Origin of the sequence: Streptomyces sp. NPDC006733 (assembly GCF_040636125.1) — a bacterium.
Lineage (GTDB): Bacteria > Actinomycetota > Actinomycetes > Streptomycetales > Streptomycetaceae > Actinacidiphila.
This window is the reverse complement of sequence record NZ_JBEYJD010000025.1, coordinates 17405-42174: the sequence shown is the minus strand read 5'-3', so window position 1 is coordinate 42174 and position 24770 is coordinate 17405. Positions and strand designations below refer to the sequence as shown.

General features: G+C 75.4%; 19 protein-coding genes. 15 read left to right on the top strand and 4 right to left on the bottom strand.

The genetic code is table 11. The annotated features are described in order from the left end of the window. Positions 1-27 precede the first annotated feature (27 nt). From ABZ721_RS22480 to ABZ721_RS22440, 9 genes are all read left to right on the top strand, one after another. A complete protein-coding gene (locus tag ABZ721_RS22480; RefSeq protein ID WP_358790441.1) occupies positions 28-3120 on the top strand; it encodes a DEAD/DEAH box helicase in 3093 nt (1030 codons plus the stop codon). Continuing rightward, a complete protein-coding gene (locus ABZ721_RS22475) occupies positions 3117-3749 on the top strand; it encodes a hypothetical protein (protein WP_358790440.1) in 633 nt (210 codons plus the stop codon). The genes ABZ721_RS22480 and ABZ721_RS22475 overlap by 4 nt, the downstream gene beginning before the upstream one ends. Positions 3750-3865: 116 nt before the next feature. Next, positions 3866-4621 (top strand): dienelactone hydrolase family protein, encoded by a 756-nt coding sequence (locus tag ABZ721_RS22470; RefSeq protein WP_358790439.1) that lies wholly within the window; start codon positions 3866-3868, stop codon positions 4619-4621. Between the two features lie 173 nt (positions 4622-4794). Beyond that, positions 4795-6858 carry a PQQ-dependent sugar dehydrogenase gene (locus tag ABZ721_RS22465; RefSeq protein ID WP_358790438.1) on the top strand — a complete coding sequence of 688 codons (2064 nt, stop codon included), beginning with the start codon at positions 4795-4797 and terminating at the stop codon, positions 6856-6858. 325 nt (positions 6859-7183) lie between these two features. Continuing rightward, the gene (locus tag ABZ721_RS22460; RefSeq protein ID WP_358790437.1) at positions 7184-8164 is read left to right on the top strand and encodes a lysylphosphatidylglycerol synthase transmembrane domain-containing protein; all 981 of its coding nucleotides are present in this window, start codon (positions 7184-7186) and stop codon (positions 8162-8164) included. Between the two features lie 109 nt (positions 8165-8273). Continuing rightward, positions 8274-8996 (top strand): response regulator transcription factor, encoded by a 723-nt coding sequence (locus ABZ721_RS22455; protein ID WP_358790436.1) that lies wholly within the window; start codon positions 8274-8276, stop codon positions 8994-8996. Positions 8997-8998: 2 nt separating this feature from the next. Further along, a complete protein-coding gene (locus ABZ721_RS22450) occupies positions 8999-10477 on the top strand; it encodes a HAMP domain-containing sensor histidine kinase (RefSeq protein WP_358790517.1) in 1479 nt (492 codons plus the stop codon). A 48-nt stretch (positions 10478-10525) separates the two neighbouring features. After that, entirely contained in the window at positions 10526-10918 is a 393-nt protein-coding gene (locus ABZ721_RS22445; protein ID WP_358790435.1) for a hypothetical protein, read from the top strand. After that, positions 10915-11121 (top strand): hypothetical protein, encoded by a 207-nt coding sequence (locus ABZ721_RS22440; RefSeq protein ID WP_358790434.1) that lies wholly within the window; start codon positions 10915-10917, stop codon positions 11119-11121. Before ABZ721_RS22445 ends, ABZ721_RS22440 begins: the two co-directional genes overlap by 4 nt. A 34-nt stretch (positions 11122-11155) precedes the next feature. On the opposite strand, the gene ABZ721_RS22435 is transcribed toward ABZ721_RS22440, so the two are convergent. The 3 genes from ABZ721_RS22435 to trxA form a co-directional block, all read right to left on the bottom strand. Continuing rightward, the gene (locus ABZ721_RS22435) at positions 11156-12880 is read right to left on the bottom strand and encodes a bifunctional 3'-5' exonuclease/DNA polymerase (protein WP_358790433.1); all 1725 of its coding nucleotides are present in this window, start codon (positions 12878-12880) and stop codon (positions 11156-11158) included. A gap of 61 nt (positions 12881-12941) precedes the next feature. Continuing rightward, on the bottom strand, positions 12942-14669 hold the full coding sequence (locus tag ABZ721_RS22430) for an AMP-binding protein (protein WP_358790516.1): 1728 nt from the start codon (positions 14667-14669) through the stop codon (positions 12942-12944). Between the two features lie 132 nt (positions 14670-14801). Then, positions 14802-15170, bottom strand: coding sequence for a thioredoxin (gene trxA, locus ABZ721_RS22425; protein ID WP_358790432.1), 369 nt, complete (start codon positions 15168-15170; stop codon positions 14802-14804). Between the two features lie 109 nt (positions 15171-15279). Between trxA and ABZ721_RS22420 the strand changes: the two genes are divergently transcribed. Continuing rightward, positions 15280-15495, top strand: a complete 216-nt coding sequence (locus tag ABZ721_RS22420; protein WP_358790431.1) for a hypothetical protein — start codon at positions 15280-15282, stop codon at positions 15493-15495. A 61-nt stretch (positions 15496-15556) separates the two neighbouring features. On the opposite strand, the gene ABZ721_RS22415 is transcribed toward ABZ721_RS22420, so the two are convergent. Further along, positions 15557-16423 (bottom strand): nuclease, encoded by an 867-nt coding sequence (locus ABZ721_RS22415; RefSeq protein ID WP_358790430.1) that lies wholly within the window; start codon positions 16421-16423, stop codon positions 15557-15559. 281 nt (positions 16424-16704) lie between these two features. Between ABZ721_RS22415 and ABZ721_RS22410 the strand changes: the two genes are divergently transcribed. From ABZ721_RS22410 to ABZ721_RS22390, 5 genes are read left to right on the top strand one after another with little or no spacing between them, the layout of a single operon-like run. Further along, entirely contained in the window at positions 16705-18474 is a 1770-nt protein-coding gene (locus ABZ721_RS22410) for an acyl-CoA dehydrogenase family protein (protein WP_358790429.1), read from the top strand. Then, positions 18468-20276 (top strand): acyl-CoA dehydrogenase, encoded by a 1809-nt coding sequence (locus tag ABZ721_RS22405; RefSeq protein ID WP_358790428.1) that lies wholly within the window; start codon positions 18468-18470, stop codon positions 20274-20276. Before ABZ721_RS22410 ends, ABZ721_RS22405 begins: the two co-directional genes overlap by 7 nt. Before the next feature lie 31 nt (positions 20277-20307). Then, complete coding sequence (locus ABZ721_RS22400) at positions 20308-20709, top strand: acyl carrier protein (protein WP_358790427.1); 402 nt, start codon at positions 20308-20310, stop codon at positions 20707-20709. After that, positions 20706-23681, top strand: a complete 2976-nt coding sequence (locus ABZ721_RS22395) for a beta-ketoacyl synthase N-terminal-like domain-containing protein (protein WP_358790426.1) — start codon at positions 20706-20708, stop codon at positions 23679-23681. Before ABZ721_RS22400 ends, ABZ721_RS22395 begins: the two co-directional genes overlap by 4 nt. After that, the gene (locus ABZ721_RS22390; protein ID WP_358790425.1) at positions 23681-24742 is read left to right on the top strand and encodes a 3-oxoacyl-ACP synthase III family protein; all 1062 of its coding nucleotides are present in this window, start codon (positions 23681-23683) and stop codon (positions 24740-24742) included. The genes ABZ721_RS22395 and ABZ721_RS22390 overlap by 1 nt, the downstream gene beginning before the upstream one ends. The last annotated feature ends 28 nt before the right edge of the window (positions 24743-24770 follow it).

Genomic DNA, 24770 nt, shown 5'->3' with positions numbered 1-24770 from the left:
ACACGCCCAGCAGGAAGAGGCCGCACCGTGTTCGCTCTGCACGCGCTGTGGAGAGCGGACCGGCGGCTCGCCCTGTGGGCCGAGGACTCCCGGCAGCCGCCGGCCCCCGCCCCGGGCCACCCGTACGCCCTGCCCGCCCCCGCCGTCGCCGAGCTGCTCGGCGACGGCGGAGCCGCGCTCGGCTGGCTCGCGGGCCGGGCCGGCGCCGGCCCGACCGGCCTGCTGCTCCCCACCCGCGACGGCGCCCCGCTGCCCTCGCCGGAGCTCGGCGGCCCCACCGCCCCCGACGGCGCGCCCGCCGAACCGTGGACCGTCCCCTCGCTGCTCGTCGAGCCCGCGGAGGCCGCGCTGCTGCTGGGCGAGCTGGCCACCGCCGGACTGCCGCACGCCCCCTACGGCGCCGGACTGCGCTGGCTGGTCGCCGCCCACGACCTGGCCTGGCGCACGGTCGGACGGGGCAGGGTGCTGCCCGTGCTGGTCAGCGAGGCCGGAGCGCCGTACGCCCGCTGGCGCCCGGTCCGCGACGACGCCGGCTGGCAGGAGGCCGGCGCGCTCGCCGCCGCCGCACCGCGGGACAGCTGCGCCGAGCACCACGACGGCCGGCCCGACGGCCGCGCCGCCGCGGCCGTCCTCACCGACCTGCTCGACGTCCTCACCGACCGCGAGGCCCGCGCGGTCCTCGACGACGAACCCGAGCTGCTGCGCACCGCGCGCGGCCGGCGGCCGGCCACGACGGCCGCCGAGCTGTGGCTGCGGGCCCTCACCTCGCCGACCGGCCGGATCGAGGGCGCCGACCCGGCCGAGCTGGCCGAGCTGGCGGAGCGGCTCACGGCCTGGCACCGCTCCGAGCCGCCCGCGCACGGCCCGCTGCGCGTCTGCTTCCGGCTCGTGGAGCCGGTCGGTCCCGACCCCGCCGACCCGCGCGGCCACCCCTCCGACGACAACTGGCGGCTGGACTTCCTGCTCCAGGCGGCCGACGAGCCCTCGCTGACCGTCCACGCCGACGACGTCTGGATCCAGGGCCCTGCCCTCAGCGCCCTGGAACGCAAGACCGCCCGCCCCCAGGAGGCCCTGCTGTCCGGCCTCGACCGGGCCGGCCGCGCCTACCCCGAGCTGCGCCGGGCGCTGCGCGGCAACCGGCCCGCCGGGCTGCCGCTGGACCGGGCCGGCGCGCTGGGCTTCCTGCGGGACGCCGCCCCCGCGCTGGCCGACGCGGGCTTCGGCGTCCTGCTGCCCACCTGGTGGCAGCGCCCGCAGAAGCTCGGCATGACCCTGACCGTGCGCACCCCGCAGCCCGGCACCGTCGACATCGACAGCCTGGCCGACCAGGACGCCATCGTCGCGTTCCGCTGGCAGGCCGCCCTCGGCGACCAGCCGCTGACCGCCGCGGAACTCGCCGAGCTGGCGGCCGCCAAGCAGCCGCTGATCCGGATCAGGGGCCAGTGGACCGAGGTCGACCCGGACCGCATCGCCGCCGCGCTCGCCTTCCTGGAGCGCGACGGCAGCGGGACGGCGGACACCGGGCGGCTGCTGCGGATCGCGCTCGACCCGGACGCCACCGCGGGCGGCCTGCCCGTCGCCGCCGTCAGCGCCGACGGCCGGCTCGGCGAACTGCTCTCCGGTACCGCCGACCAGCGGCTGCGTCCGGTGCCCTTGCCCGCGGACTTCGGCGCGACGCTGCGCCCGTACCAGGAACGGGGGCTGGCCTGGCTCCGGTTCCTGTCGCAGCTGGGGATCGGCGCCGTCCTCGCCGACGACATGGGACTCGGCAAGACCGCGCAGGCGCTGGCGCTGCTCGCGGTGGAGCACGCCGAGCGGCCCGCCGGGCAGGTCCGGCCGACGCTGCTGGTCTGCCCGATGTCGCTGGTCGGCAACTGGCGGCGGGAGACCGCCCGGTTCGCCCCGATGCTGCGGGTGCACGTCCACCACGGGGCCGGGCGGCTGTCCGGGCCCGAGCTGCGCGAGGCGGTCGCCGGCGCCGATCTGGTGATCACCACGTACGGGCTGGTGCAGCGCGACACCGGGGCGCTCACGCGCATCGCGTGGCGGCGCGTCATCCTCGACGAGGCACAGCACGTCAAGAACTCCGCCACCCGCCAGTACCGGGCGGTGCGCGAACTGACCGCGGAGCACCGCGTCGCGCTGACCGGCACACCGGTGGAGAACCGGCTGGCCGAACTGCACGCCGTCCTGGACTTCGCCAACCCCGGCCTGTTCGGCTCGGCGTACCGCTTCAAGGAGCGGTACGCCGTGCCCATCGAGCGGGACGGCAGCGACGCCGCCGCGCAGGCGCTGCGGCAGCGCGTCCGGCCGTTCGTGCTGCGCCGGCTCAAGAGCGATCCGGCCATCTCGCGGGACCTGCCCGCCAAGCAGGAGATGACGGTGCTGTGCAACCTCACCGCCGAGCAGGCCGCGCTGTACCAGGCGGTCGTGACGGACCTGCTGGAGCAGATCCGGGAGAGCCGCGGCATCGAGCGCAAGGGGCTGGTGCTGGCGTCGCTCAGCAAGCTCAAGCAGGTGTGCAACCATCCCGCGCAGTTCGCGCACGACGGCTCGCCCCTGGCGGGGCGCTCGGGGAAGGTCGCGCGGCTGGAGGAGACGCTGGAGGAGGCGCTCGCCGAGGGCGACAAGACGCTGTGCTTCACGCAGTTCGCCGAGTTCGGCTCCCTGCTGCGCGGCCATCTGGCGGAGCGGCTGGACACCGACGTGCTGTTCCTGCACGGCGGGGTGTCCCAGCGGGCCCGCGACGAGATGGTCGAGCGCTTCCAGGACCCGGACGGCCCCTCGGTGTTCCTGCTCTCCCTCAAGGCCGGCGGCACCGGCCTGAACCTGACGGCGGCCAACCAGGTCATCCACGTCGACCGGTGGTGGAATCCGGCGGTCGAGGAGCAGGCCACCGACCGGGCGTTCCGGATCGGCCAGCGCCGCGACGTCCAGGTCCGCAAGTTCGTGTGCGTGGGCACCGTGGAGGAGCGTATCGACGCGATGATCGAGGCGAAGCGGGCCGTGGCCGAAGCGGCGGTGAGCACCGGTGAGAACTGGCTGACGGAGCTGTCGGGGCTGTCGGCCGAGGCGCTGTACGACGTGGTCGGCCTCGGCGCCGACGCGGTGAGCGAATGACGGCGCGGCCGGGGCCCGCCGGCGGGGCGCGTTCGTGGTCGCGGCGGTTCGCCGAGCGGCTGCGGGCCATCGGCGCCGCCGTGCCGCCGGGCCCGCCCGCCGCCGGGGTGACCGGGCTGGACGTGGATTCCGGCGCCGTGACGGCCCGGGTCCGCGAGCGGCAGGCGCGCTACGACGTGCGGATCGCGCTGGCGGAGTTCACCCCCGCCCAGTGGAGCCGGGCCGCGCGGGCCATGGGCGCCGACCCGGAGTGCCGGGCCCGGCTGCTCGACAACGAACTGGCCCCCGACACCGAGGACCTGCTCGCCCGGGCCGGCCTGCGGCTCTTCCCCGGCCGGACCGCGGATCTCGTGATGGAGTGCTCGTGCCCCGACTGGGCGCTGCCCTGCGCCCACCTCAGCGCGGTGCTGCGGAGCCTGGCCGACGCGTTCGACGCCGATCCGTACCTCGTCCTGGCCTGGCGCGGGCGCACCCGCGAGGAGCTGCTGAAGGAGCTGCCGCCCGCCGCGCCCCGGCGGGAGCCCGCCGACTCCGCGCTGCGGCTGCTCGGCCGCCCGGGGATCTCCGTCCGCGGCCGGAACCTGACCGAGGTGCTGGGGCCGGCCTACGAGGCGTTCACCGGCTGGTGAGGCGGGCCGGGCCGGCGGACCGCCCGGCAGGTCGGCCCGCAGGGATCGGAAACCCGATGTCCCGCTGCGGCTGCGGCTATTGGCCGGGGTCCGCGGGCGCGTCCTACGCTCCGGTCATGGCATACGAGATCGTCGAGGAGAGCATCACCCTGCCGTCGGACGACGGCTCCATGGCCGCCCACCTGGTCCGGCCGCAGGCCCCCGGCGACCACCCGGGCGTGGTCGTCGCCTTCGAAATCTTCGGGCTGACCGCGCACGTCCGTGACGTCGCGGGGCGGATCGCCCGGCTCGGACACACCGTCCTGGTGCCGGACTTCTACCACCGGGCCGGCACCGGCATCGACTTCACCGACGACCCGGACGGGCGTCGCAAGGGCCTCGAACTCAGCGGCCGGCTCACCCGCGAGGAGGCGCTCGCGGACATCGGCGCGGCCGTGGAGCACCTGCGGGCCGGCGGTGCGCCGTCCATCGGGATGGTCGGCTTCAGCTTCGGCGGGCACCTCGCCTACCTGGGTGCCACGCGGTTCGCCCTCGCCGCGACCGCGGTGTTCTACCCGGGCTGGCTGGGCAGCCGCGACATCGGGCTCGGCCGGCCGGAGCCGACCCTCGGCCTCACCGGGGGCATCGCCGAGCGCGGCGGCCGGCTGGCGCTGTTCGTCGGCGACGAGGACCACGCCGTGCCCGCCGCGGACCGCGCCGCGATCGCCGCCCGGCTGGCGGAGGCCGGCGTGCGGCACGAGATCACCGTCTACCCCGGGGTCCCGCACGGCTTCTTCTGCGACGTCCGGGACACCTACCGCAAGGAGGCCGCGGACGACGCCTGGCTGCGCGTCCGGGAACTCTTCGCGGCCGAACTCCCGCAGGGCTCTTAGCCGCCCGCGTACGGGCCGATCCCTTGACGCAATTGGAAGGTTTCTTTACTGTCCATGGCGGTAGAGGTTCGGCCCATCCGCCGCGGTCCGCTCGGTGCATCGTCATGCCGTGAAGATTTGTCATGTCTTGAACAAATGCTGGGCCGAGCACGGATCCTGTAGGAGGACGCGCAATGCCGAGGCCCCCCACCCGCCGCCGTTTCACCCCCAGAGCCGCGATAGCCGCCGGAGCGGTCACCGCCACCGCCGCCGGACTGCTCGTGGCCGTCGCCGCCCCGGGCAGTGCCGCACCCGTACTGCTCAGCCAGGGCAAGCCCGCCACCTCGTCGTCCGACGGCGGCCCCACGTACGCCGCGAAGCTCGCGTTCGACGGCGACAGCGCGACCCGCTGGGCGAGCGTCAAGAACGTCGACCCCCAGTGGATCTCGGTCGACCTGGGCACGGCCGCCGCCGTCAGCTCGGTCAAGCTGGTCTGGGACCTGTCGTGCGCCACGTCGTACAAGGTGGAGTTCTCGACCGACGGCACCACCTGGAAGAGCGTCTACTCCACCACCGCGGGCGACGGCGGCACCGACGACCTCGCGGTCACCGGCACCGCCCGCTACGTCCGGACCACCGGCACCGCGCGCTGCCGCCCCACGATGGGCTACTCGCTGCAGGAGTTCCAGGTCTTCGGCGGCGGCAGCGCCGACACCCGGCCGCCCACCGCCCCGGGCAGCCTGCACTCCACCGGCACGACCGCGACCAGCGCCGCGCTCGCCTGGACCGTCTCGACCGACGACACGGGCGTGGCCGCGTACGACATCTACCACGACGGCAACAAGATCGCGGAAGCGGCGGGCACCGCCACCGCCAAGAACGTCACCGGGCTGACCCCCAACACCGCCTACCGCTTCACGGTCTTCGCCCGGGACGCGGCCGGCAACGTCTCCCCGGCCAGCAACCTGGCCGCCGTCACCACCCCGCCCAGCGCGGACACGACCCCGCCCACCGCGCCCGGCACCCTGGCCGTCACCGGGACGACCTCCGGCAGCGTCTCCCTCACGTGGGCGGCCTCGACCGACGACACCGGCGTGACCGGCTACGACGTCCACAACGGCACGGACGTCATCCTCCCCGACGTCACCGGCACCACCGCCACGGTCACCGGCCTCGCCGCCGACACCTCGTACACCTTCACCGTCACGGCCAAGGACGCGGCGGGCAACGTCTCGCCGGCCGGCAACCAGGTTACGGCGAAGACCCTGCCCGACAGCGGCAGCGACAAGACCCCCTCCAGCATCACGACCGTCGCCGGCGGCTGGACGATCCCCTGGGGCATGAGCTGGCTGCCGGACGGCTCCGCGCTGATCACCGAGCGCGACTCGTTCAAGGTCTTCAAGCTCACCCAGGCCGGCGTGCGGACCCAGGTCGGCACCGTGCCCAACGCGGTCACCACCGACGGCGAGGGCGGCCTGCTCGGCATCGCGGTGTCACCGGCCTGGAGCAGCGACCACTACGTCTACCTGATGCACACCGCCGCGGAGGGCAACCGGATCGCCCGGATGACCTACGACGGCTCGACGCTGAAGAGCTACACGCAGCTCGTCGGCGGCATCAAGAAGAGCAAGTACCACAACGGCGGACGGCTGAAGTTCGGCCCCGACGGTTACCTCTACGCCTCCACGGGCGAGGCCCAGACCCCGAACCTCGCGCAGGACAAGAACTCCCTCAACGGCAAGATCCTGCGGATGACCACGGCGGGCAAGGCCGCACCGGGCAACCCGTTCGGCACGCTCGTCTACTCCTACGGCCACCGCAACCCGCAGGGCCTGACGTGGGACCCGCAGGGCCGGCTGTGGGAGGCCGAGTTCGGCAACTCCAAGTACGACGAGCTGAACCTCATCACCCCGGGCGCCAACTACGGCTGGCCCACCTGCGAGGGCACCTGCTCCACCTCCGGGATGACCAACCCGAAGGCCCAGTGGCCGGTCGCGCAGGCCTCGCCCAGCGACATCGCCTACTCCGACGGGGCGATCTACATGGCGGCGCTCAAGGGGCAGCGGCTGTGGCGCATCCCGGTCCACGGGACCACCACGGGCACCCCGGCCGCGTACTACGTCAACCAGTACGGCCGGCTGCGGACCGTGGAGAAGATCCCCGGCAAGAGCGCGCTGTGGCTGTCGACGACCAACTGCGACAACAACGGCAACGCGGCCGACGGCGCGGACAAGGTCTTCCGGATCGAGCTGAAGTAGCGCACACCGGACCGGTGCCGTGAGGCGCCGGCCGCGGACCGCCGGGCGGGGCGCAGGGGGCCCCGCCCGGCTTCGCGTTTCCCGGGCGCGTCACCCCTTTGGCTGCGGGACCGGGTGAACTCCTTCATGGACTGTTCGGCCCGCCGACCCCCGCTCTTCCCGTGCGCGGGGCATGAATTGAGGCAGTGGCGGGAACGCGCCCACCCCATGCGGCAGCCGGTCGTGCGGGAGACCGGGCGCCGGAACACGCTTACGCTGGGCGGACCGTCGCATCGCCGTTACCCGGTCGTTGCCGTATCGAGACCATCTGCACGGAGGAGGGGCCATGTCACTTGCCCAGGTGGAACGGGTCAAGTGGCAGCCGGGTTGGCAGCGGACCTCGGTCCGCTCCCTCGCCGTCCTGATCCCGCTGCTCGCCCTCGCGTTCCTCGCGGGCGAGAAGTGGACGCTGATCGGCTCCAGCGCCGACCAGCTCGGCGCCGCCGACCGCGAATGGCTGGCCGTCGCGGCAGCGGCGGCCGTCATGACGTGGATCTGCTCGGCCACCGCCCAGCAGGGCGCGGTGGTGGAGTCACTGCCCCCGGGACGGCTGCTCGCCACCCAGTTCGCCGCGTCCGCCGCCAACCACCTGCTGCCGGCCGGGGTCGGCGGCAACGCCGTCAACCTGCGGTTCCTGCTGCGCCACGGACTGCCGCCCGGCCGCTCGGCCGCCGCGCTGGCGGTGCGGGCCGTGGCCGCGGCGGTGGTGCGCGTGGCGATGCTCCTGATACTGCTCGCCGTCTTCCCGCACGCGCTCAAGGTCGACCGGGTCGCGCCGACCGGCCCGGCCCATCCCGTCCTGATCGTGTCCGTGGTGGCGGGCTGCGCCGTGGGCGGCGCGCTGCTGCTGCTCCTGGCCCGCCGGGTGCGGCAGCGCGTGCGCGCCTTCTTCGGCACCGTGGCCGTCGACGTGCGGGCGCTGCACAGCAAGTCGGCGCGGGTCGCCGCGCTGTGGGGCGGCTCGCTCGCCTTCCCGGTGATGCACGCCGCCGTGCTGGTGGCGGTGGTCCAGTCGCTGAACGCCCCCGTGCCGGTCAGCGGGATCGTCCTCGCGTACCTGTTCGCGAGCACCGCGGCGGCCTGGCTGCCGGCCCCCGGCGGCCTCGGCTCGCTCGACGCCGCCCTCGCCTTCACCCTGGTGACCGCCGGCGCCTCGGCCGTCGTGGCCACGTCGGCCGTCCTCGGCTACCGGCTCGTGACGGTCTGGCTGCCGCTGATCCCCGGCGTCCTGGTGCTCGCCGCTCTTGTGCGGCGCCGCGTGCTCTGAGCCCTGCGGGCGGCCAGGTCGTGTCCGACACCGGGCGACGTCCGCCCGAGGGGCGGGGCGGGATGTGTCCGACACGGCCCAGGACGGGCCGGGAGTAGGGTGCCTGCCCATGGGGGAAGCAGGCGACGGGACGGCGGTGCGCGGGCGGGTGCTGGTCGTCGACGACGACGCGGCGATCCGCCGCTCGCTGGGGCGCGGGCTGCGCCTGGACGGCTTCCGCGTCACCGACGCGGACGGCGGGCGGGCGGCGCTCGCCGCGGTCCGCGACGACCCGCCGGACGTGGTGGTGCTGGACATCTCGCTGCCCGACGTCAGCGGCATCGAGGTGTGCCGGACGCTGCGCGAGGACGGCAACGACCTGCCGGTGCTGATGCTCTCGGCGCTGGACGAGGTGGCCGACCGGGTCGCCGGGCTGCAGGCGGGCGGCGACGACTACCTCGTCAAGCCGTTCGCCCTCGACGAGCTGGTGCTGCGGCTGCACGCGCTGCTGCGCCGCCGCCCGCCCCGGCCCGCTGACCCCGTGCGCGCCGGCGGGCTGCTGCTCGACCCGGCGGCCCGCACCGCGCACCTGGACGGCGCCGAGCTGCACCTGACCCGCCGCGAGTTCGAGCTGCTGGAGACCCTGGCCCGCAACGCGGGGATCGTGCTCACCCGCGACCTGCTCCTCGACCGGGTCTGGGGGTACGACTTCGCGGTGCGGACCGACGCCGTCGACACGTTCGTCAGCTACCTGCGCCGCAAGCTGGAGGCCGGCGGCCGGCCGCGGATCGTGCACACCGTGCGCGGTGTCGGCTTCGTGCTGCGCGACAGCCCGGCGGAGGGCACGCGATGACGCTGCGGCTGTCGACGCGGATCGCGATCGCCGTCGGCGTCCTCGTCCCGCTCCTGGTGCTCGCCTCGGGCTGGCTGCTGGTGCGGCTGGTCGCGGACGACCTGCACGCCCAGGCCGACGCCCATCTGCGGGAGCGCGCGGCGGCGATGGCGCAGGACGCCCGCAACCTGCTGCGCGCCACCGCGGCCGACCGGTCGGCCGCCGCCGAGCAGGCCAAGGAGAAGCGGCTGTTCACCTCGGCGCTGGACGTCGGCATCCGGCTCGTCGGACCGGACGGCACCGTGGCGGGCGGACCGCAGCCCGGCCCGTCCTTCACGCTGCCCGCCGACGCCTCCCGTCCCGTCACGGTCCGCGACGGGCAGCGCGGCTGGCGGGTGCTGTCGGTGCCGGTGGTCGCCAAGCGCCCGGCGGCGACCGGCACCCTGTGGGTCTTCTCGCCGGACACCGCGAGCCAGGCGCAGATCCGGCTCGTGCGGCGGCGGGTGGTGATGGTGGCGCTGCTCGGCGCCCCGCCGGCCGCCGCCGTCACCTGGCTCGCCGCGACCGCCGCCGTCCGCCCGCTGCGCCTGCTCCAGCGGCGGGCCGCCGGGCTCGACCCGGGACGGAGCGCGGCGCGGCTGGACCACGAGCCGTCCAGGATCACCGAGGTCGACGACCTGGCGCGGACGCTGCGCACGGTGCTGTCCCGCTACGACGAGCAGGCCGCGCGCACCGCCGAGGCGCTCGCCACGGCCCGCTCCTTCTCCGCCGCCGCCTCGCACGAACTGCGCACCCCGCTGATGAGCATGCGCATCAACCTGGACGTGCTGGGCGGGCACCCCGGCCTCGACCCGGCCGAGCGCGCCGAGGTGGTGGCGGAGCTGAGCCGGGAGCACGCGCGGCTGCTCGGGCTGCTGGTGATGCTCAGGGCGCTGGCGCAGGGCGACCTGGTGGAGGCCGACGCGTTCGGCCCCGTGGACCTCGCCGAGGTGGTGGAGTCGGCGGCCGCCGCGCTGCGCGGCAGCCGGCCGGACGCGGCGCTGACGGTGCGGAGCGGGCCCGGGATCACCGTCCACGGCTGGGAGCCGGGGCTGCGCTCGGTTGTCGACAACCTGCTGGTGAACGCGGTGACGCACGGGGGCGGCGCCGTCGACGTGGCCCTGCGTACCGAGGAGGGGAGCGCCGTGCTGACGGTGGACGACGACGGTCCCGGGGTGCCGGGGGAGTTGCGGCAGCGGGTCTTCGAGCGGTTCCGGCGCGGCCCCGACAGCCCCGGCTCCGGCCTCGGCCTGACGCTGGTGGCGCAGCAGATCGCGCTGCACCGGGGCACGGTCCGGATCGCGGACCGGCCGTCCGCCCTCGGCGGTGCCCGCTTCGAGGCGCGGCTGCCGCTGGCCGTGAGCGGTCGGAAGGACGCCCGACTGCCGTCGCCCAGGGACTGGTTGGCGGCCGAACCCGTGACCGCTCCGCCCCCACAAGGTTTCCACAAAGACCCCTCCTAGCGTCGTCCCGCGGCCGGGCACCGGGCCCGGCCCGTCGAGGAGGACACCATGCGCACCACTCGCACCACCCGGACGTCGGTCGCCGCCTGCGCGGCCGTCGCCGTGCTGCTCGGCGCCGCGGGAAGCGCGGCCGCCACGCCGTCCGCGCCCCCGGCCGGGGACGGCGCCAAGGGCGTCTGCAAGCGCGCGCCCAAGGCCGACGCGCGGATCACCAAGGCGCTCGCCCGGCTGGGCGGGAACGCCGCGACGAAGGGCTCCGTCGCCCGGCTCGCCCAGCGCGTCGCCAACGCCAAGGCGGCCGGCCACAGCGAGATCGAGACGTACCTGAACGACCGGCTGACGCTCCGCAGGTCGCTGGTGCCGACGCTCCAGCAGCGCCAGAAGGACCTGAAGGCGGTCCGCACCTGGTGCCAGGCGAACAACAACGGGACCGCGAAGTGACCGCCGGCCGCCGGGCGGCCGCGCTCGCCGCGGCCGCACTGCTCTGCGCCGCACTCGCCACCGGCTGCGGCCCCGGCCACGGCACCGCCGACAGCCCGGCCCCCACCCCCTCGGGCTCGCAGCTCTCCCACCTGGACCAGCTCGTCGGAGCCGCGGAGTCGGCGGCGGACGCCGCGGAGTCCGACGCCGCGTCCGACAAGTGACCGGCGGCCGGCCGGTTCCACCGGGCCACCGGCGCTACTTGGCGTCGGCGTAGCACTCCACGACGTTCGTCTCCAGGGGGAAGCGGACCGGGGTGTCGCCGAAGACGAGGTGGCGGGCCTCCTCGGCGGCTGCCGCGATGGCGGCTTCGACGGGGGGCGCGAGACCGGTCGGGGTGTGGACGATGATCTCGTCGTGCTGGAAGAAGACGAGCTGCGGCTCCGGGCCGATCGCCGCGAGGCGGCGGCGGGTGGCGGCGAGCATCGCCAGTGCCCAGTCGGACGCGCTGGCCTGGATGACGAAGTTGCGGGTGAAGCGGCCCCAGGAGCGGGCGGCCTTCCGGTCCGGTGAGGAGCCGTCGTCGGAGCCGTAGCCGGAGCCCGACCCCGAGGCCGCCTCGCCGTCCTCCGCGTCGAGCCAGCCGGAGGACGGGGTCGGGGAGGTCCGGCCCAGCCGGGAGCGGACCACGCCGCCGCCCTCGCCGATGCGGGCGGCGGACTCGACCAGGCCCATCGCGTCGGGGAACCGGCGGCGCAGGACGGCGAGCAGCTGGCCCGCCTCGCCGCTGGTCTGGCCGTACATGGCGGCCAGCAGCCCGATCTTGGCGCGGGCCCGGTCGCCGCCGAAGGCGGTGCGCGCGATGCCCGCGTAGAGGTCGCCCTCGGCCGCGGCGGCGGCCAGCCCCCGGTCGGCGGACATCGCGGCGAGCACCCGGGGCTCCAACTGCCCGGCGTCGGCGACCACCAGCCGGTGGCCGGGGTCGGCGACGACGGCGGACCGCAGCAGCCGGGGGATCTGCAGCGCGCCGCCGCCCCGGGTCGCCCAGCGGCCGGAGACCACGCCGCCGACGACGTACTCGGCGCGGAAGCGGCCGCCGCGCACCCACTGCTCGCGCCAGGCCCAGCCGTGGGCGGCGTGGATCCTCGACAGTTCCTTGTAGCGCAGCAGCAGGGCCGCCGCCGGGTGCTCGACCTCGCGCAGCACGTACGAGCGGGTCGACGGCAGCTGGACGCCGACCCGGGCGAAGGCGGGCAGCACCTGGGCGGGGGAGTCCGGGTTGACGGGGCTGCCGAGCGCCTCCTGGACCTGCGCGGCGAGTTCGCCCAGCAGCTTGGGGCGGGCGCCGCCCGCCGGGCGGGGGCCGAGCAGCCCGGTCAGCAGCTCGTCGTGGACGGCCGCGCTCCACGGCAGCCCGCCGCGGCCCATCTCGGCGGCGGCCAGCGATCCCGCGGACTCGGCGGCACACAGCAGCCGCATCCGGGCCGGGTGCTCGCCCTCCTTGAGCCGGCGCTGCTGCTCGGCGTGCACGGCGACGACGGCGGTCAGCGGATCGGCGTCCTGCGGCAGGTGGTGCCGGTCGGCCGCGAAGAGCACCGGCTGATCGTCGGCCGCGCCCTCCCGGGCGTCCTCGGGAACCGGCAGGTCCTTCAGCCGCGCCCAGGCGGCGCCCAGCGAGCGCGGCTGCCCGTGCCGCCCGTCGCGGCCGAGCAGCAGCGACTCGACGAGCTTGAGGTCGTGGCAGCGGCCCGGCCGGACCGGCAGCCGGTCGAGCAGCCGGGGGTACAGGTCCTCGGTCGCGGCCCACACCCAGCGCGGGCCGCCCGAGGCCTCGCGGGCGGCGATCGCGGCGGCGAGGTCGCCCACCCGCTCGGGGGTCCCGGCCGGCGTGCCCTCCTCGTCCAGCGCCAGCAGGCGCCCGCCGTGCCCCACCGGATCGGGGGCGACGGCGACGCGTGGCGCGAAGGAGGCAGGAGTGGTCACCTGTCGAGCCTAGGGCGGGGCACTGACATCGGGCGGACCGAGCGCACGACACGGCCGCCGGTCAGCGGTCCAGGAGCGCCTCGCGGCCCTGGGCGCGGTAGCGGTCGAGCAGTTCCGCCCGGTCCGCGGCGGTCAGGGGCCGGTACCGCGTGCCGCACGGTCCCGCGTCCGGCGGCGACCACCAGACCGGGTCGTCGCACCGGAACCCCGCCCGGCGCAGCGCGACGCGGTGCACCTTGCTGGTGGCGGTGACCGGCATCCGCGGGGTGACGCGGACGAAGCGCGGGGGCATCTTGGTGCCGAGGTCCGGCTGGGCGGCGAGGAACGCGGCGAAGGCGGCGGGGTCGAAGGCGGCGCCCTCGTGCAGGGCGAGGGTCGCCATCACCTGGTCGCCCGCGACGGGGTCCGGGACGGCGTAGACCGCGGCCGAGGCCGCGTCGGGGAACCGGGCGAGGATGTTCTCGATGACGGCGGCGGCCAGGTTCTCGCTGTCGACGCGCAGCCGGTCGTCGCTGCGCCCGGCGAAGTGGAAGAACCCCTCGGCGTCGCGGAAGAACAGGTCGCCCGTCCAGTACCAGTCGCCGCGCAGCCGGGCGGCGACGGCCTCCTCGTTCCTCCAGTACCCCTCGAAGGTGCTCCGGGCGCGGTTGACCAGCTCGCCGATCGCCTCGTCGCCGTTGAGCAGCCGCCCGTCGGCGTCGAAGCGGGCGGGCGGGCGCTCCCGTCCGCTGTCGGGGTCCACGACGGCGAGGTCGGCGCCGGGGGCGGCGCGGCCGATGGCGCCGGGCGGGGTGCCGGGGGAGCGCTGGATGGCGGCTCCGCCCTCGGAGGAGCCGTACCCCTCGATGAGCGGGGCGCCGAAGCGGGCCGCGAAGCGGGCGGCGTCGACGGCCCCGGCCTCGGTCCCGAAGCCGTGCCGCAGCGGGTGGTCGCGGTCGTCGGGGCGCTCGGGGGTGGCGAGCAGGAACTGCACGGCGCGGCCCACGTAAGTGAAGTAGGTGGCGCCGTGGGCCCGTACGTCGGGCAGGAACCCGGAGGCGGAGAACTTGCGGCGCAGCGCGACGGCGGCGCCGCCGGCCAGGGCCGGGGCCCAGTTGGCCATGACGGCGTTGCCGTGGAAGAGCGGCATGCAGATGTAGTGGACGTCCTCGGGCACCACGTCCAGGAAGTCGACCAGGGCCCGGCCGGCGTGGGCGAGGCGGCCCTGCGAGCAGATCACCGCCTTGGGGGCGCCGGTCGAGCCGGAGGTGAAGTACAGCAGCATCCGGGTCGCGGGCGTGACCTCCGGCGCGGGTTCCGGCTCGGCGCCCGCGTAGGGGGCGAGCAGCGCGTCCCAGGCGGGGTCGTCGACGACCAGGACGCGGTCGCGGGAGAGCGTCGGTCCCAGGTCGAGGCCGTCGAGCAGCGGGAGGTGGGCGCGTTCGGTGACCAGCAGGGCGCACTCGGTGTGGGCGATGTCGCGGGCCAGCTCGGGGCCGCGCCGGGTCGGGTTGACGCCGACGACGGTGGCGCCCGCCAGAGCGGCGGCGCCCAGCCACAGGGGGAACTCCGGGACGTTGTCCAGCAGGACGCCGACGTGCGGCTGCGCCCCGGGCGGCAGCAGGTCGCGCAGCAGCGCCGCGCGGGCGGCCGACGCGGCGGCGGCCTCGTGGTGGGTGAGGACCAGGTCGCGGTATTTCAGGCCCGGCCGGTGGTCGTGCCGGCGCGCCCGCACCAGCTCGGCGACCGTGGTGCCGGCCGCCGCTCCGGCCCCCGGGGCCCGCGCGGCACGCGGCGCGGCCCCCGCCATGTCCCTGCTCCCCATCGCCGCCTCCCGTCCGTTGGACAGCAAGCGGCACCATAACTGACTAGTCGTCAGATGTGGAGGGGGCGTTCGGGGGCGGGGGCCGCCGGGGCCGGGGTGGCGGTCGGTCGCGGTCGGTCAGGAGCCCTGCTGGGCCTCCTCGACGGACTTGCGGACCTCGTCCATGTCCAGCGCGCGGGCCTGGCCGATCACGTCCTCCAGGGCGGCGGCGGGCAGCGCACCCGGCTGCGAGAAGACGGCGACGCGGTCGCGGACGATCATCAGCGTCGGGATCGACTGGATCTCGAACGAGGCGGCCAGCTCCGGCTGCGCCTCGGTGTCGACCTTCGCGAAGACCAGGTCCGGGTTCGCCTCGGCGGCCTTCTCGTAGACCGGTGCGAACATCCGGCAGGGCCCGCACCAGGCGGCCCAGAAGTCGATGAGGACGAAATCGTTCTGGGTCACGACCTCGTCGAAGTTGTCCTTGGTCAGCTCGACAGTGCTCATGGTGCGCATAACGGGGTGTGCCGAGCGGATATTCCGGCGCTTTCACTCATCCGGGTGATGGGGTGACCGGGTGCAGTGGCGATCAGCGGGTGGTTCTCGTTGACCGGTCATGGGAACGACGGAATGGACCCGGGACAGCGGCGGCGCGAACGACGGCCCCGGACGGCGCCGGGCCCGGGGCGGCACGGGCCCGCACCGCTCCGACGTCCCGGTGTACGCCGCGCTGGCCGACCAGTGGCGGTCGGCCGGGCGGATGGTACCGGGGCAGACGGACGAGGAGTGGGCCGAGCTGGTGGGACGGATCCCGAGGTTGACGGGGGTGTGACGGGCGCGGCCGCCGCGAGGACCCGGCAGCCTCCGTCCCGGCCCTGGTCCCGGCCCGTGCCTCAGCCCTCGTCGAAGACCAGGTCCTCGGGCGGGCGGTTCATCCGCACCGTCTGCTCGGACACCTCCACCACCGTCTCGAAGCCGGTGTACTGGCCCCGGGAGACGATCAGCACGCGGTCGCCCCGCTGCTCCAGGAAGGCCCCGAACCCGTCCAGCGACGGGTCTCCCGCGCCCAGCGTCAGATAGTCCGCCAGCCGCCGGAAGAGCTTCGGCATGATCACGCACTCCGCGGTGATCGACTCCAGGCCGGTGATCCGCGCCCCCGACTGCGTGACGTCCAGCGACCACAGCCCGGCGCCCTTGCCCCGGGCCCCGTCCACCGCCGCGGTCAGCACCTGGCGCAGCCCCACGTACAGGTTCCGGTAGTACGTGGGATGGGCCAGCCCCTCCGCGAGCTGGTGGAAGTTGGCCGTCTCCTCCAGCAGCCCGCTCTCCACCCGGATCCGCTCCCCGCTGGGACCGGGCGCCGGGCCCTTGCCGACCAGCGCCACGCACCGCCCGTACAGGTCGGCGCCGCGGGTGAGGAGGTAGCCGGGCAGTCGCGCCGGCTCCGCCGCGCTCACCGTGCCGTGCCCGTCGCGGGCGACCCCGGAGAATCCCAGCCACGACAGCAGCTCCGCGGCGGCCAGATCGGCGTAGGGCGCCGGCTGGTGCAGTTCCCGGCCGTGCGCCGGCACGTAGTGCGTCTCCAGCGCGTCGATGGCGTCCAGCCGCAGCTGCGCCCCGCCCGCCGCGTTGCGCTGGACCCGGTGCCTGCCCCCGACCAGGTCCCACTGGGCCGGGTCGGCGGGATAGAAGCGGATGGAGTCCCCGTCCGGGCGGGCTCCGGTGATCCGGTACGTGCCCTCGATGACGAGCATGGGCATGGCGTCGCCTCCTCAGCGCGCGGTTCCGTCGCGTCCAGCGTGACGCAGAAATCCCCCCGGCACCGGAATCCGGCCGGGATCGGCGGGCTGAATTCTTCTCATCGCCCCAGGGTGTGGACGCCCCCTCCAGTCGGATTCGAGGACCCGTGCACATCCTCGGACGCATCGCCCGGAGTGACCCGAAAGGAACCTGCTGTGAACGTACGCGCGACGTTCCTCGAGCCGGGACGGCGGCCGTGGTGACGGTCCTGCGGCGCGCCGCTGCCGGGGAGAGCGCCCCCGTGGCCCCGCAACCGCTCCATCCGTCCTGGGAGCTGGCGGCCCGCTTCGACCGGGAGCTGGGGGACCCGCGCGACGCGGCCACCGTCTTCTCGTACCAGGGGGCGGTGCGGCTGGACGACGCCGAGGAGTTCCCCGACGAGGCGTGTGCCGCCCTCGACGCCTGGGGCCTGCCCGACTACTACGTGCCCGCCGACTACGGCGGGGTGCTGACCGGCTTCGAGGACCTGCAGCAGCTCATCCGGATGCTGGCCCGGCGCGACCTGACGGTCGCCGTCGGACACGGCAAGACCTTCCTCGGCTCGGTGTCGGTGTGGGTCTCCGGCGACCACGCGGCCGCCGCGCGGCTGGGTGCGCTGGTCAAGGGCGGTGCCCGTGTCTCGCTCGGCCTCACCGAGCGCACCCACGGCAGCGACATCATGGCGGGCGAGCTCACCGCGGAGCCGGTCGGCCCCGGCTACCGCGTCAACGGCGAGAAGTGGCTGATCAACAACGCCACCCGCGGCCGGCTGCTGAGCCTGCTGGCCCGCACGTCGCCGGTCGGCGGCCCGCGCGGCTTCACCCTGCTGCTCCTCGACAAGGAGGAGCTGCCGCCGGAGACCTACCGCTGCCTGCCCAAGGTGCCCACCCACGGCATCCGCGGCGCGGACATCAGCGGCGTCGTCATCCAGGACGCCGTGGTGGGCCCGGAGGCGGTGGTCGGCGGGGCCGGCGGCGGAGCGGAGCTGCTCCTGAAGTCGCTGCAGCTCACCCGGACGCTCTGCCCGTCGCTGTCGCTCGGCGCGGCCGACCACGCGCTGCGGCTGGCGATGGAGTTCGCCGGTGAGCGGGTGCTGTACGGCCGCCGGCTGACCGAACTGCCGCTGACCCGCCGCACCCTGGCCGAGGCCTACGCCGACCTGCTGGCCTGCGAGGCGCTCAGCACGGTGGCGACCCGCAGCATCCACGCGCTGCCGAGCGAGCTGAGCGTCACCTCCGCCGTCGCCAAGTACCTGGTGCCGACCATCATCGACGGGCAGGTCGCCTCGCTGGGATCCCTGCTGGGCGCCCGGTCGTTCCTGGCGGGCGAGTTCGCGCACGGCAGCTTCCAGAAGGTGGCCCGCGACCACCGCATCGTCGGCATCTTCGACGGCAACACGCTGGTCAACCAGTACTCACTGGTGGCGCAGTTCCGGTCGCTGGCCCGCAACTACCTCGGGCCGCTGGACCACCGCCCGCGGCTGGGCACCCTGTTCAACCTGAGCCGGCCGCTGCCGCGGTTCGACCCCGAGCGGCTCACCCTGCTCTCCCGCTACGGCAGCAGCGTCCTGGGCACCCTGCCCGCCTCCGTGACGCGGCTGGCGGACGCGGCGCTGCTCAACCCCGCGCTCGGCGGCGCCGCCGAGGCCGCCGCGGAACTGCGGGTGGCGGCCGACGCGCTGCACCGCAGGATCGCCCGCCGGATGGAGACGGTGGCGGCCGCGTCGCCCGAGAGCTTCACCGACGCGCGCAAGTACGGGCTCTGCTTCGCCGGCGCCGCCTGCCTGGGCCTGTGGCTGCACAGCCACCGCGAGGCCGAGGCGGGCGCGACCGGCGGGCTCTGGCAGGACGGCCTGTGGCTCGAGGCCGTACTGAACCGCCTGCTGGCCCGTCTGGAGGCGCGCCCGGCCGCGGCCGCCGCCGAGGACCCGCTGTTCGAGCGCCTGTACACCCAGCTGACCCAGCAGTACCAGGACGGCAGTCTCTTCTCGTTGCTGCCCTGCCCGATAGCCGAGGGACCGCCATCATGCTGAAGGACAACAGCTCCCGCCCGCAGCCGGGCCTCGATCCGGACGCCGCGCCGGCGCGGCCGGACGGGCTCCGGTCCGTGGACCCGGCGGAAGTCGCCATCCAGGCCAGGATCACCGAGCTGGAGCAACTGCTCGGCGACCCCCGCGACCCGGACAACCCCTTCGGCCACGACGCGCTGCTCGCCGCCGACGACCGCAGCGAGCTGCTGCCCTGCGCGGAGGACGCGCTCACCGGCTTCGGCCTCAACCACGAGTTCGTGCCCGAGGAGCTCGGCGGGCGGCTCGCCCGGGTGGACACCCTCGCCCGCGTGCTGCGCCCGGTCTTCCGCCGGGACGCCTCGCTCGCGCTCGGGTACGGGGTGACGTCCTTCCTCGCCGCGGTCGCGGTCTGGGCGGCCGGCACCCCCGAGCAGCGCCGCTGGACCGCCGACCTGCTGCTGGGCGGCGGCCGCCTGGCCATCGCCTACCACGAGCTGGCGCACGGCAACGACTTCGTCCGCAACGAGTTCACCGCGCTGCCCGACGGCACCGGCTTCCGGCTCGACGGCCGCAAGGAAGTGATCAACAACGCCGGGCGGGCGGAGGCGCTCGTGCTGTTCAGCCGCACCGCGAAGGAGGCCGGCGCCCGCAGCCACTCCGTGCTGCTCGTCGACAAGGGCGTGCTGCCCGCCGACCGGTTCGAGCACCTGCCGCGCTACCGCACGGTCGGGGTGAAGGGCTGCGAGATCGGCGGCTTCCACTTCCGCGACTGCCCGCTGCCCGGCGACGCGCTCGTCGGCGGCCTCGGCGAGGGCGTGGAGATCGCGCTGCGGTCCTTCCAGATCACCCGCAGCGCCATCCCCGCGATGGTGCTGGCCGGCGCGGACACCGCGCTGCGCACCGTCGTCGGCTTCGCCGTCGACCGGCAGCTGTACGGCCGGTCCGTGCTGGAGATCCCGCACGCCAGGTCCACCGTGGCCGGCGCCTTCACCGACCTGCTGATCTGCGACTCCCTGGCGCTGGCCGCCACCCGGGCGGTCCACCTGCTGCCCGGCCAGACCAGCGTCTACGCGGCGGTGGTGAAGTACCTGGTGCCCAAGCTGCTGCAGGACGCCACCTACGACCTGTCGATCGTGCTGGGCGCCAACTTCTACGTCCGCAACGGCGAGTACGGCATCTTCCAGAAGCACGTGCGCGACCTGCCGATGACCAGCCTCGGACACGCCGGGACCGCCGCCTGCCAGGCCACGATCATCCCGCAGCTGCCGCGGCTGGCCCGCAAGTCCTGGTTCGCCGGCGAGCCCGCGCCCGCCTCGCTGTTCCGCAGCTGGGAGGGGCTGCCGCCGCTCGACACGAGCCGGCTGTCGCTGGCGGCGGAGGGCGACGCGCTGGCGGCCTCCCTCGTCAGCGGGTACGACTGGCTGCGGGCCACCGGCAGCGGCGGCGCGGACGCGGCCGCGCTGACCGAACTGGTCCGCTCGCTCGTCGAGGAGCTGCGCGAACTGCAGGGCGAGTGCACGGAGATGCCGCCCGAGGACCGCACCGTCCTGGCCAGCCCGCACGCCTACGCGCTCGCCGACCGGTACGCGCTGGTGCTCGCCGGCTCCGCCGTCCTGAACGTGTGGCGCGAACAGCAGGGGGGCGGCTCGCCGTTCCTGGCCGACCCGGCCTGGCCGACGGCGGCGCTCGCCCGGATCGCCCGGCGGCTGGGCCTGCCCGTGCCGGAACGCACCCGGGACGAGGTCGACTGGCTGCTCGGCGAGGTCCTCGACCGGTACCACGGCGAGCGCAGCTACGACCTGTACGACAGCCCCCTGGCCGGTTGAGCGGCACCGAGACACACAAGAGGAGTCGGACATGGTGGTTCCCGGCAGTGGTGTCCAGGAGCGGGAGTTCCGCGGGTGGCTTCTGGAGAAGCTCGGCCAGTACCTGCGGCGGCCCCCGGCGGACATCGACATCAGCGTGCCCTTCGCGGAGTACGGCATCGACTCGGTGGCCGCGCTGAGCATCTTCGGTGACATCGAGGACGGGTTCGGGCTCTACCTGGAGCCGACGGTGGCGTGGGACCACCCCACGGTGCAGTCCCTCGCCCGCTACCTGGCCTCCGAGTCCGCCCGCAGCGCCGCCGGCCCGCTGGCACAGGCGCCCTACGGCGAGCCGATCGGCGGCAGCCGGGCGGGCGGCGACCCGACCGACCCGCGCGACAACCCCGGCACGTCCGGCTGGACGCGGAACACCCCGGGGGGTGGACCGCGATGAACCCGATCGCCGTCCTCGGCCTGGACTGCCGCTTCCCGGGCGCCCCCGACCCGGGGGCTTACTGGGACCTGCTCGCCGCCGGAGCCGACGGCGTCGGGCCGAGACCCGCCTCCCGGCGGGTCGGGGACACCCGCCGGGCGAGCGGGCCCGCGGCCCGCCCCGACGGCGGGTTCATCGACGACGCCGACGCCTTCGACCACGCCTTCTTCGGCATCGGCCGCGCCGAGGCCGCCGCCATGGACCCGCAGCAGCGGTTGCTGCTGCAGACCGCCTGGCGGGCCCTGGAGGACGCGGGCATCAACCCGCGGGACCTGGCCGGCAGCGGCACCGGCGTGTACGTGGGCGCCATGGCCGACGACTGGTCGCGGCTGCGGCTGGCGGACGACGCGGCGATCACCCCGCGCACCGGCACCGGCGCCGGCCGGGCGATCCTGGCCAACCGGCTCTCGTACCAGCTGGACCTGCGCGGCCCCAGCCTCACCGTCGACTCCGCCTGCTCGTCCGCGCTGATCGCCGTGCACCTGGCGATGGGCGCGCTGCGGTCCGGCGAGTGCGACATCGCGCTGGCCTGCGGGGTCAACCTGGTCATGTCCGACGTCCTGGACGAGATCTACGGGCAGTCGGGACTCGCCGCCCCGGACGGCCGCTGCAAGCCCTTCGGCGCGCAGGCCGACGGCATCGGCCGCGCCGAGGGCGTCGGCGCCGTGGTGCTGCAGCGGCTCGCGGACGCCCGCGAGGAGGTCCGCCCGGTCCGGGCGCTGCTGCTGGGCAGCGCCATCAATCAGGACGGGCGCAGCAACGGCATCATGGCCCCGTCCCGGCGCGCCCAGCGCGAGGTGATCCAGGCCGCCTGCCGGCGGGCCGGGGTCGAGCCGCAGCGGGTCGGCTGGGTCGAGGCGCACGGCACCGGCACCCCAGTCGGCGACCTCATCGAGGCCCGCGCGCTGGGCGACGTGTACGGCGGACTGCGGCCGGAGCCCTGCGCGATCAGCTCGGTGAAGGGCAACATCGGCCACGCCGAGGGCGCGGCGGGCATCGCGGGCCTGATCAAGGCCGTGCTGGCGCTGGAGCACCGGCTGGTCCCGCCGGTGCGGACCGCGGGGGGCGAACACCCGGGACTCGACCTGGCCTCGCACGGCCTGCGGCTGCTGACCGACCCGTTGCCGCTGCCCGAGGGCGAGATGCTCGCGGCCGTCTCCAGCTTCGGCATGGGCGGCAGCAACGCCCACGTGGTGCTGTCCTCCGCACCCCGCCCGGCCCCCGCCCTGCGGAGCGACCCGCACGACCCGCACGGCCCGCAGGAAACGGAGGACGGCGAGGGCGGCGAGCACCCCGGCGTGTTCACCCTGACCGCGCCCAGCGCCGAGGCGCTGCGCCGCAACCTGGTGGTCCAGGCCCGGTCGCTGGCGGCGCGCGCCCAGGAACCGGTCACCCCGCTGTGCTGGACCAGCAACGTGACGCGGACCGGCATGGGGTACCGGATCGCGATCCCGGCCGAGGACACCGCGGGACTCGCCGCCGCCCTGGACGCCGCCGCGGAGGCGGGGGAGGGCGTGCAGGAACCGCCGGAGCCCCCGGTCGTGGCGTTCCTCTACACCGGGCAGGGCGCCCAGTACCCGGGGATGACGAGCCGGCTGTACCGCGAGTCGCCGCTCTACCGGCACCACCTCGACGAGGCCTCGCGCGCGCTGCGACCGCACCTCGGCGAATCCATCACCGAGCTGCTGCTCGGCCGCGACGAGCGGGTGCACCGCACCGGCTGGACGCAGCCGGCCGTCTTCGCCGTGCAGTACGCGCTGACCGGGTACCTGCGGGAGCTGGGCGTGCGGCCCGGCGCCGTCCTGGGGCACAGCATCGGTGAGTTCGCGGCGGCCGTGGCCGCCGGGGCGCTCGGCCTGGCGGACGCCGCGGCGCTGGTGGCGGCCCGCGGCACCGCGATGGAGGCGCTGCCGGAGGGCGGCGGGATGCTCGCGGTGCGGGCCCACCCCGACGACCTGCGCGAACTCCTCGCCGACGAGCCGCTGGTGGGCCTGGGCGCCGCCAACGGCGCCGCCGCGTCCGTGCTCTCCGGCGACCTGGCGGCGCTGGCACGGATCCGCGAGCAGCTCGCGGCGCGCGGGGTGGGCTGCACCCCGCTGAAGGTCTCGCACGCCTTCCACTCGGTCCTGATGGACCCGGTGCTGCCCGGCTTCCGCACCACGGCCGACCGGATCACCGCGGGGGAGCCGCGGCTGCCGTTCTACTCGACCGTCCGCGGCGCCCTGCTCGCCGGCCGGCCGCTCGACGCCGACTACTGGTGCGAGCACATCACCGGCACCGTCCGCTTCGCCGACGCCGCAGCCGCGCTGCTCGGCTCCGACGTCACGCACCTCGTCGAGATCGGCCCCAAGCCGGTCCTGCTGTCGCTCGCGCGGCGGCTGCCCGGCGGCAGCGCGCTGCCCGGGATCCCGGTGGTCCGCGACGCCCACAGCGGGGCGCTGACCGCCGCCGAGGCGGCGGCCGCGCTCTACACCGCGGGCGTCGACATCCGCTGGGAGCGGCTGTACCGCCCCGAGGACAAGGTGCACGCCCGGTTGGCGCCGCAGAGTTTCGACACCTCGGCCCGGTTCTGGCACGAGCCCCCCAGGCCCGCGGCGGCGCCCGGCGGCGAGCCGGGGACCCCGGTGCTGTCGCTGGTGCGCGCGGACTCCGGCTCGCGGGCACCGGAGCGCGACGGCGGCGGGCTCGCCGAGGCGGTGCGCGAGACGGTCGCCGGGATCACCGGCGCCGCGGAGGGGACGCTGCGCGACGACGACCGCTTCTACGACGACCTGGGCTTCGACTCGGTGATGTTCATGGAGCTCAAGTACCGGCTGGAGGAGGCGGTTCCGGCGCTGGGCGAGCTGTCGATCCCCGAGATGATGTCGAGCCTGGTCTCGGTCACGACCCTCATCGGCTACCTGCGCGAGCAGCTGGCCCGGGTCCCCGCCTGATGAGCGGCGGCCCGCCGTTGCGGCCCGGGATGCACCTGCTCGCGGCGGCCACCGCGCTGCCCGGCCCGGCGATCGGCAACGAGGCGCTGGCCGGGCGGCTCGGGCTGTCCGCCGAGTGGGTGGAGATGTTCATCGGCACCCGGACCCGGCACTTCGCCCGGGACCTCGCGGGCGGTGTCGGCTTTCTGCTGGCCGACCTGTGCGAGCAGGCCGCCGTGCGCGGTCTGGAGCGGGCCGGGGTGAGCGTGGGCGACCTGTCGTTCGTGGTGCTGGCCACCGCGACCCCGGACGCCCTGATGCCCAGCACGGCCGCCGTCGTCGCGGACCGGCTGGGCGCCGCGGGCATCCCGGCCTACCAGCTGCAGTCCGGCTGCTCCGGCGCCGTGCAGGCGTTCACCCTCGCCGAGGCGCTGCTCGCCCAGCGGCCCGCCGGGGCCGGCGGCGGGCCGTACGGGCTGGTGCTCGGCGGGGACGTCTGCGCCAAGCACCTCGACCTGGAGCAGGACTTCCGGCGGATGCCGCCCGCCCAGCTCGTCAACTACGTGATCTTCGGGGACGGCGCGGGCGCCGCCGTGGTCAGCGGCGCGCCGGGACCCGGCAGCGCCGCCTTCCACGGGCTGGGCAACCGGCTGGCCCTGCCGGGACAGCCGCCGGGCCAGCACGTCGAGTGGTACGGGGCCGCCGACCGCGACAGCGCGCTGCCGCCGGTCTCGGAGGACTACAAGGCCGTCGAGTGCCTGGTCCCCGAGCTGGCCCAGCGGGTCTGCGCCGACCTGCTGGACACCCTCGGCTGGTCCGCCGCCGACCTCGGCTACCTGCTGCCGCCGCAGCTGGGCGGGCTGATGACCCGGCGGATCACCGCGGCGCTGCGCGAGCGGCTCGGCGTGGAGAAGGCGGTCGAGATCTCCTGCGTGGCGGACACCGGGAACACCGGCAACGCCCTCGTGCTCAGCCAGTTGGAACACCTGCTGCCGCAGCTGACCCCGGGAGCGCGGGCGCTGTGCGCCTGCGTGGAGTCCAGCCGATGGATCTCGGCCGGCTTCGCCCTGGAGGCCACGTGAGGACCGCGGAGGAGACCCGCATGAAGGA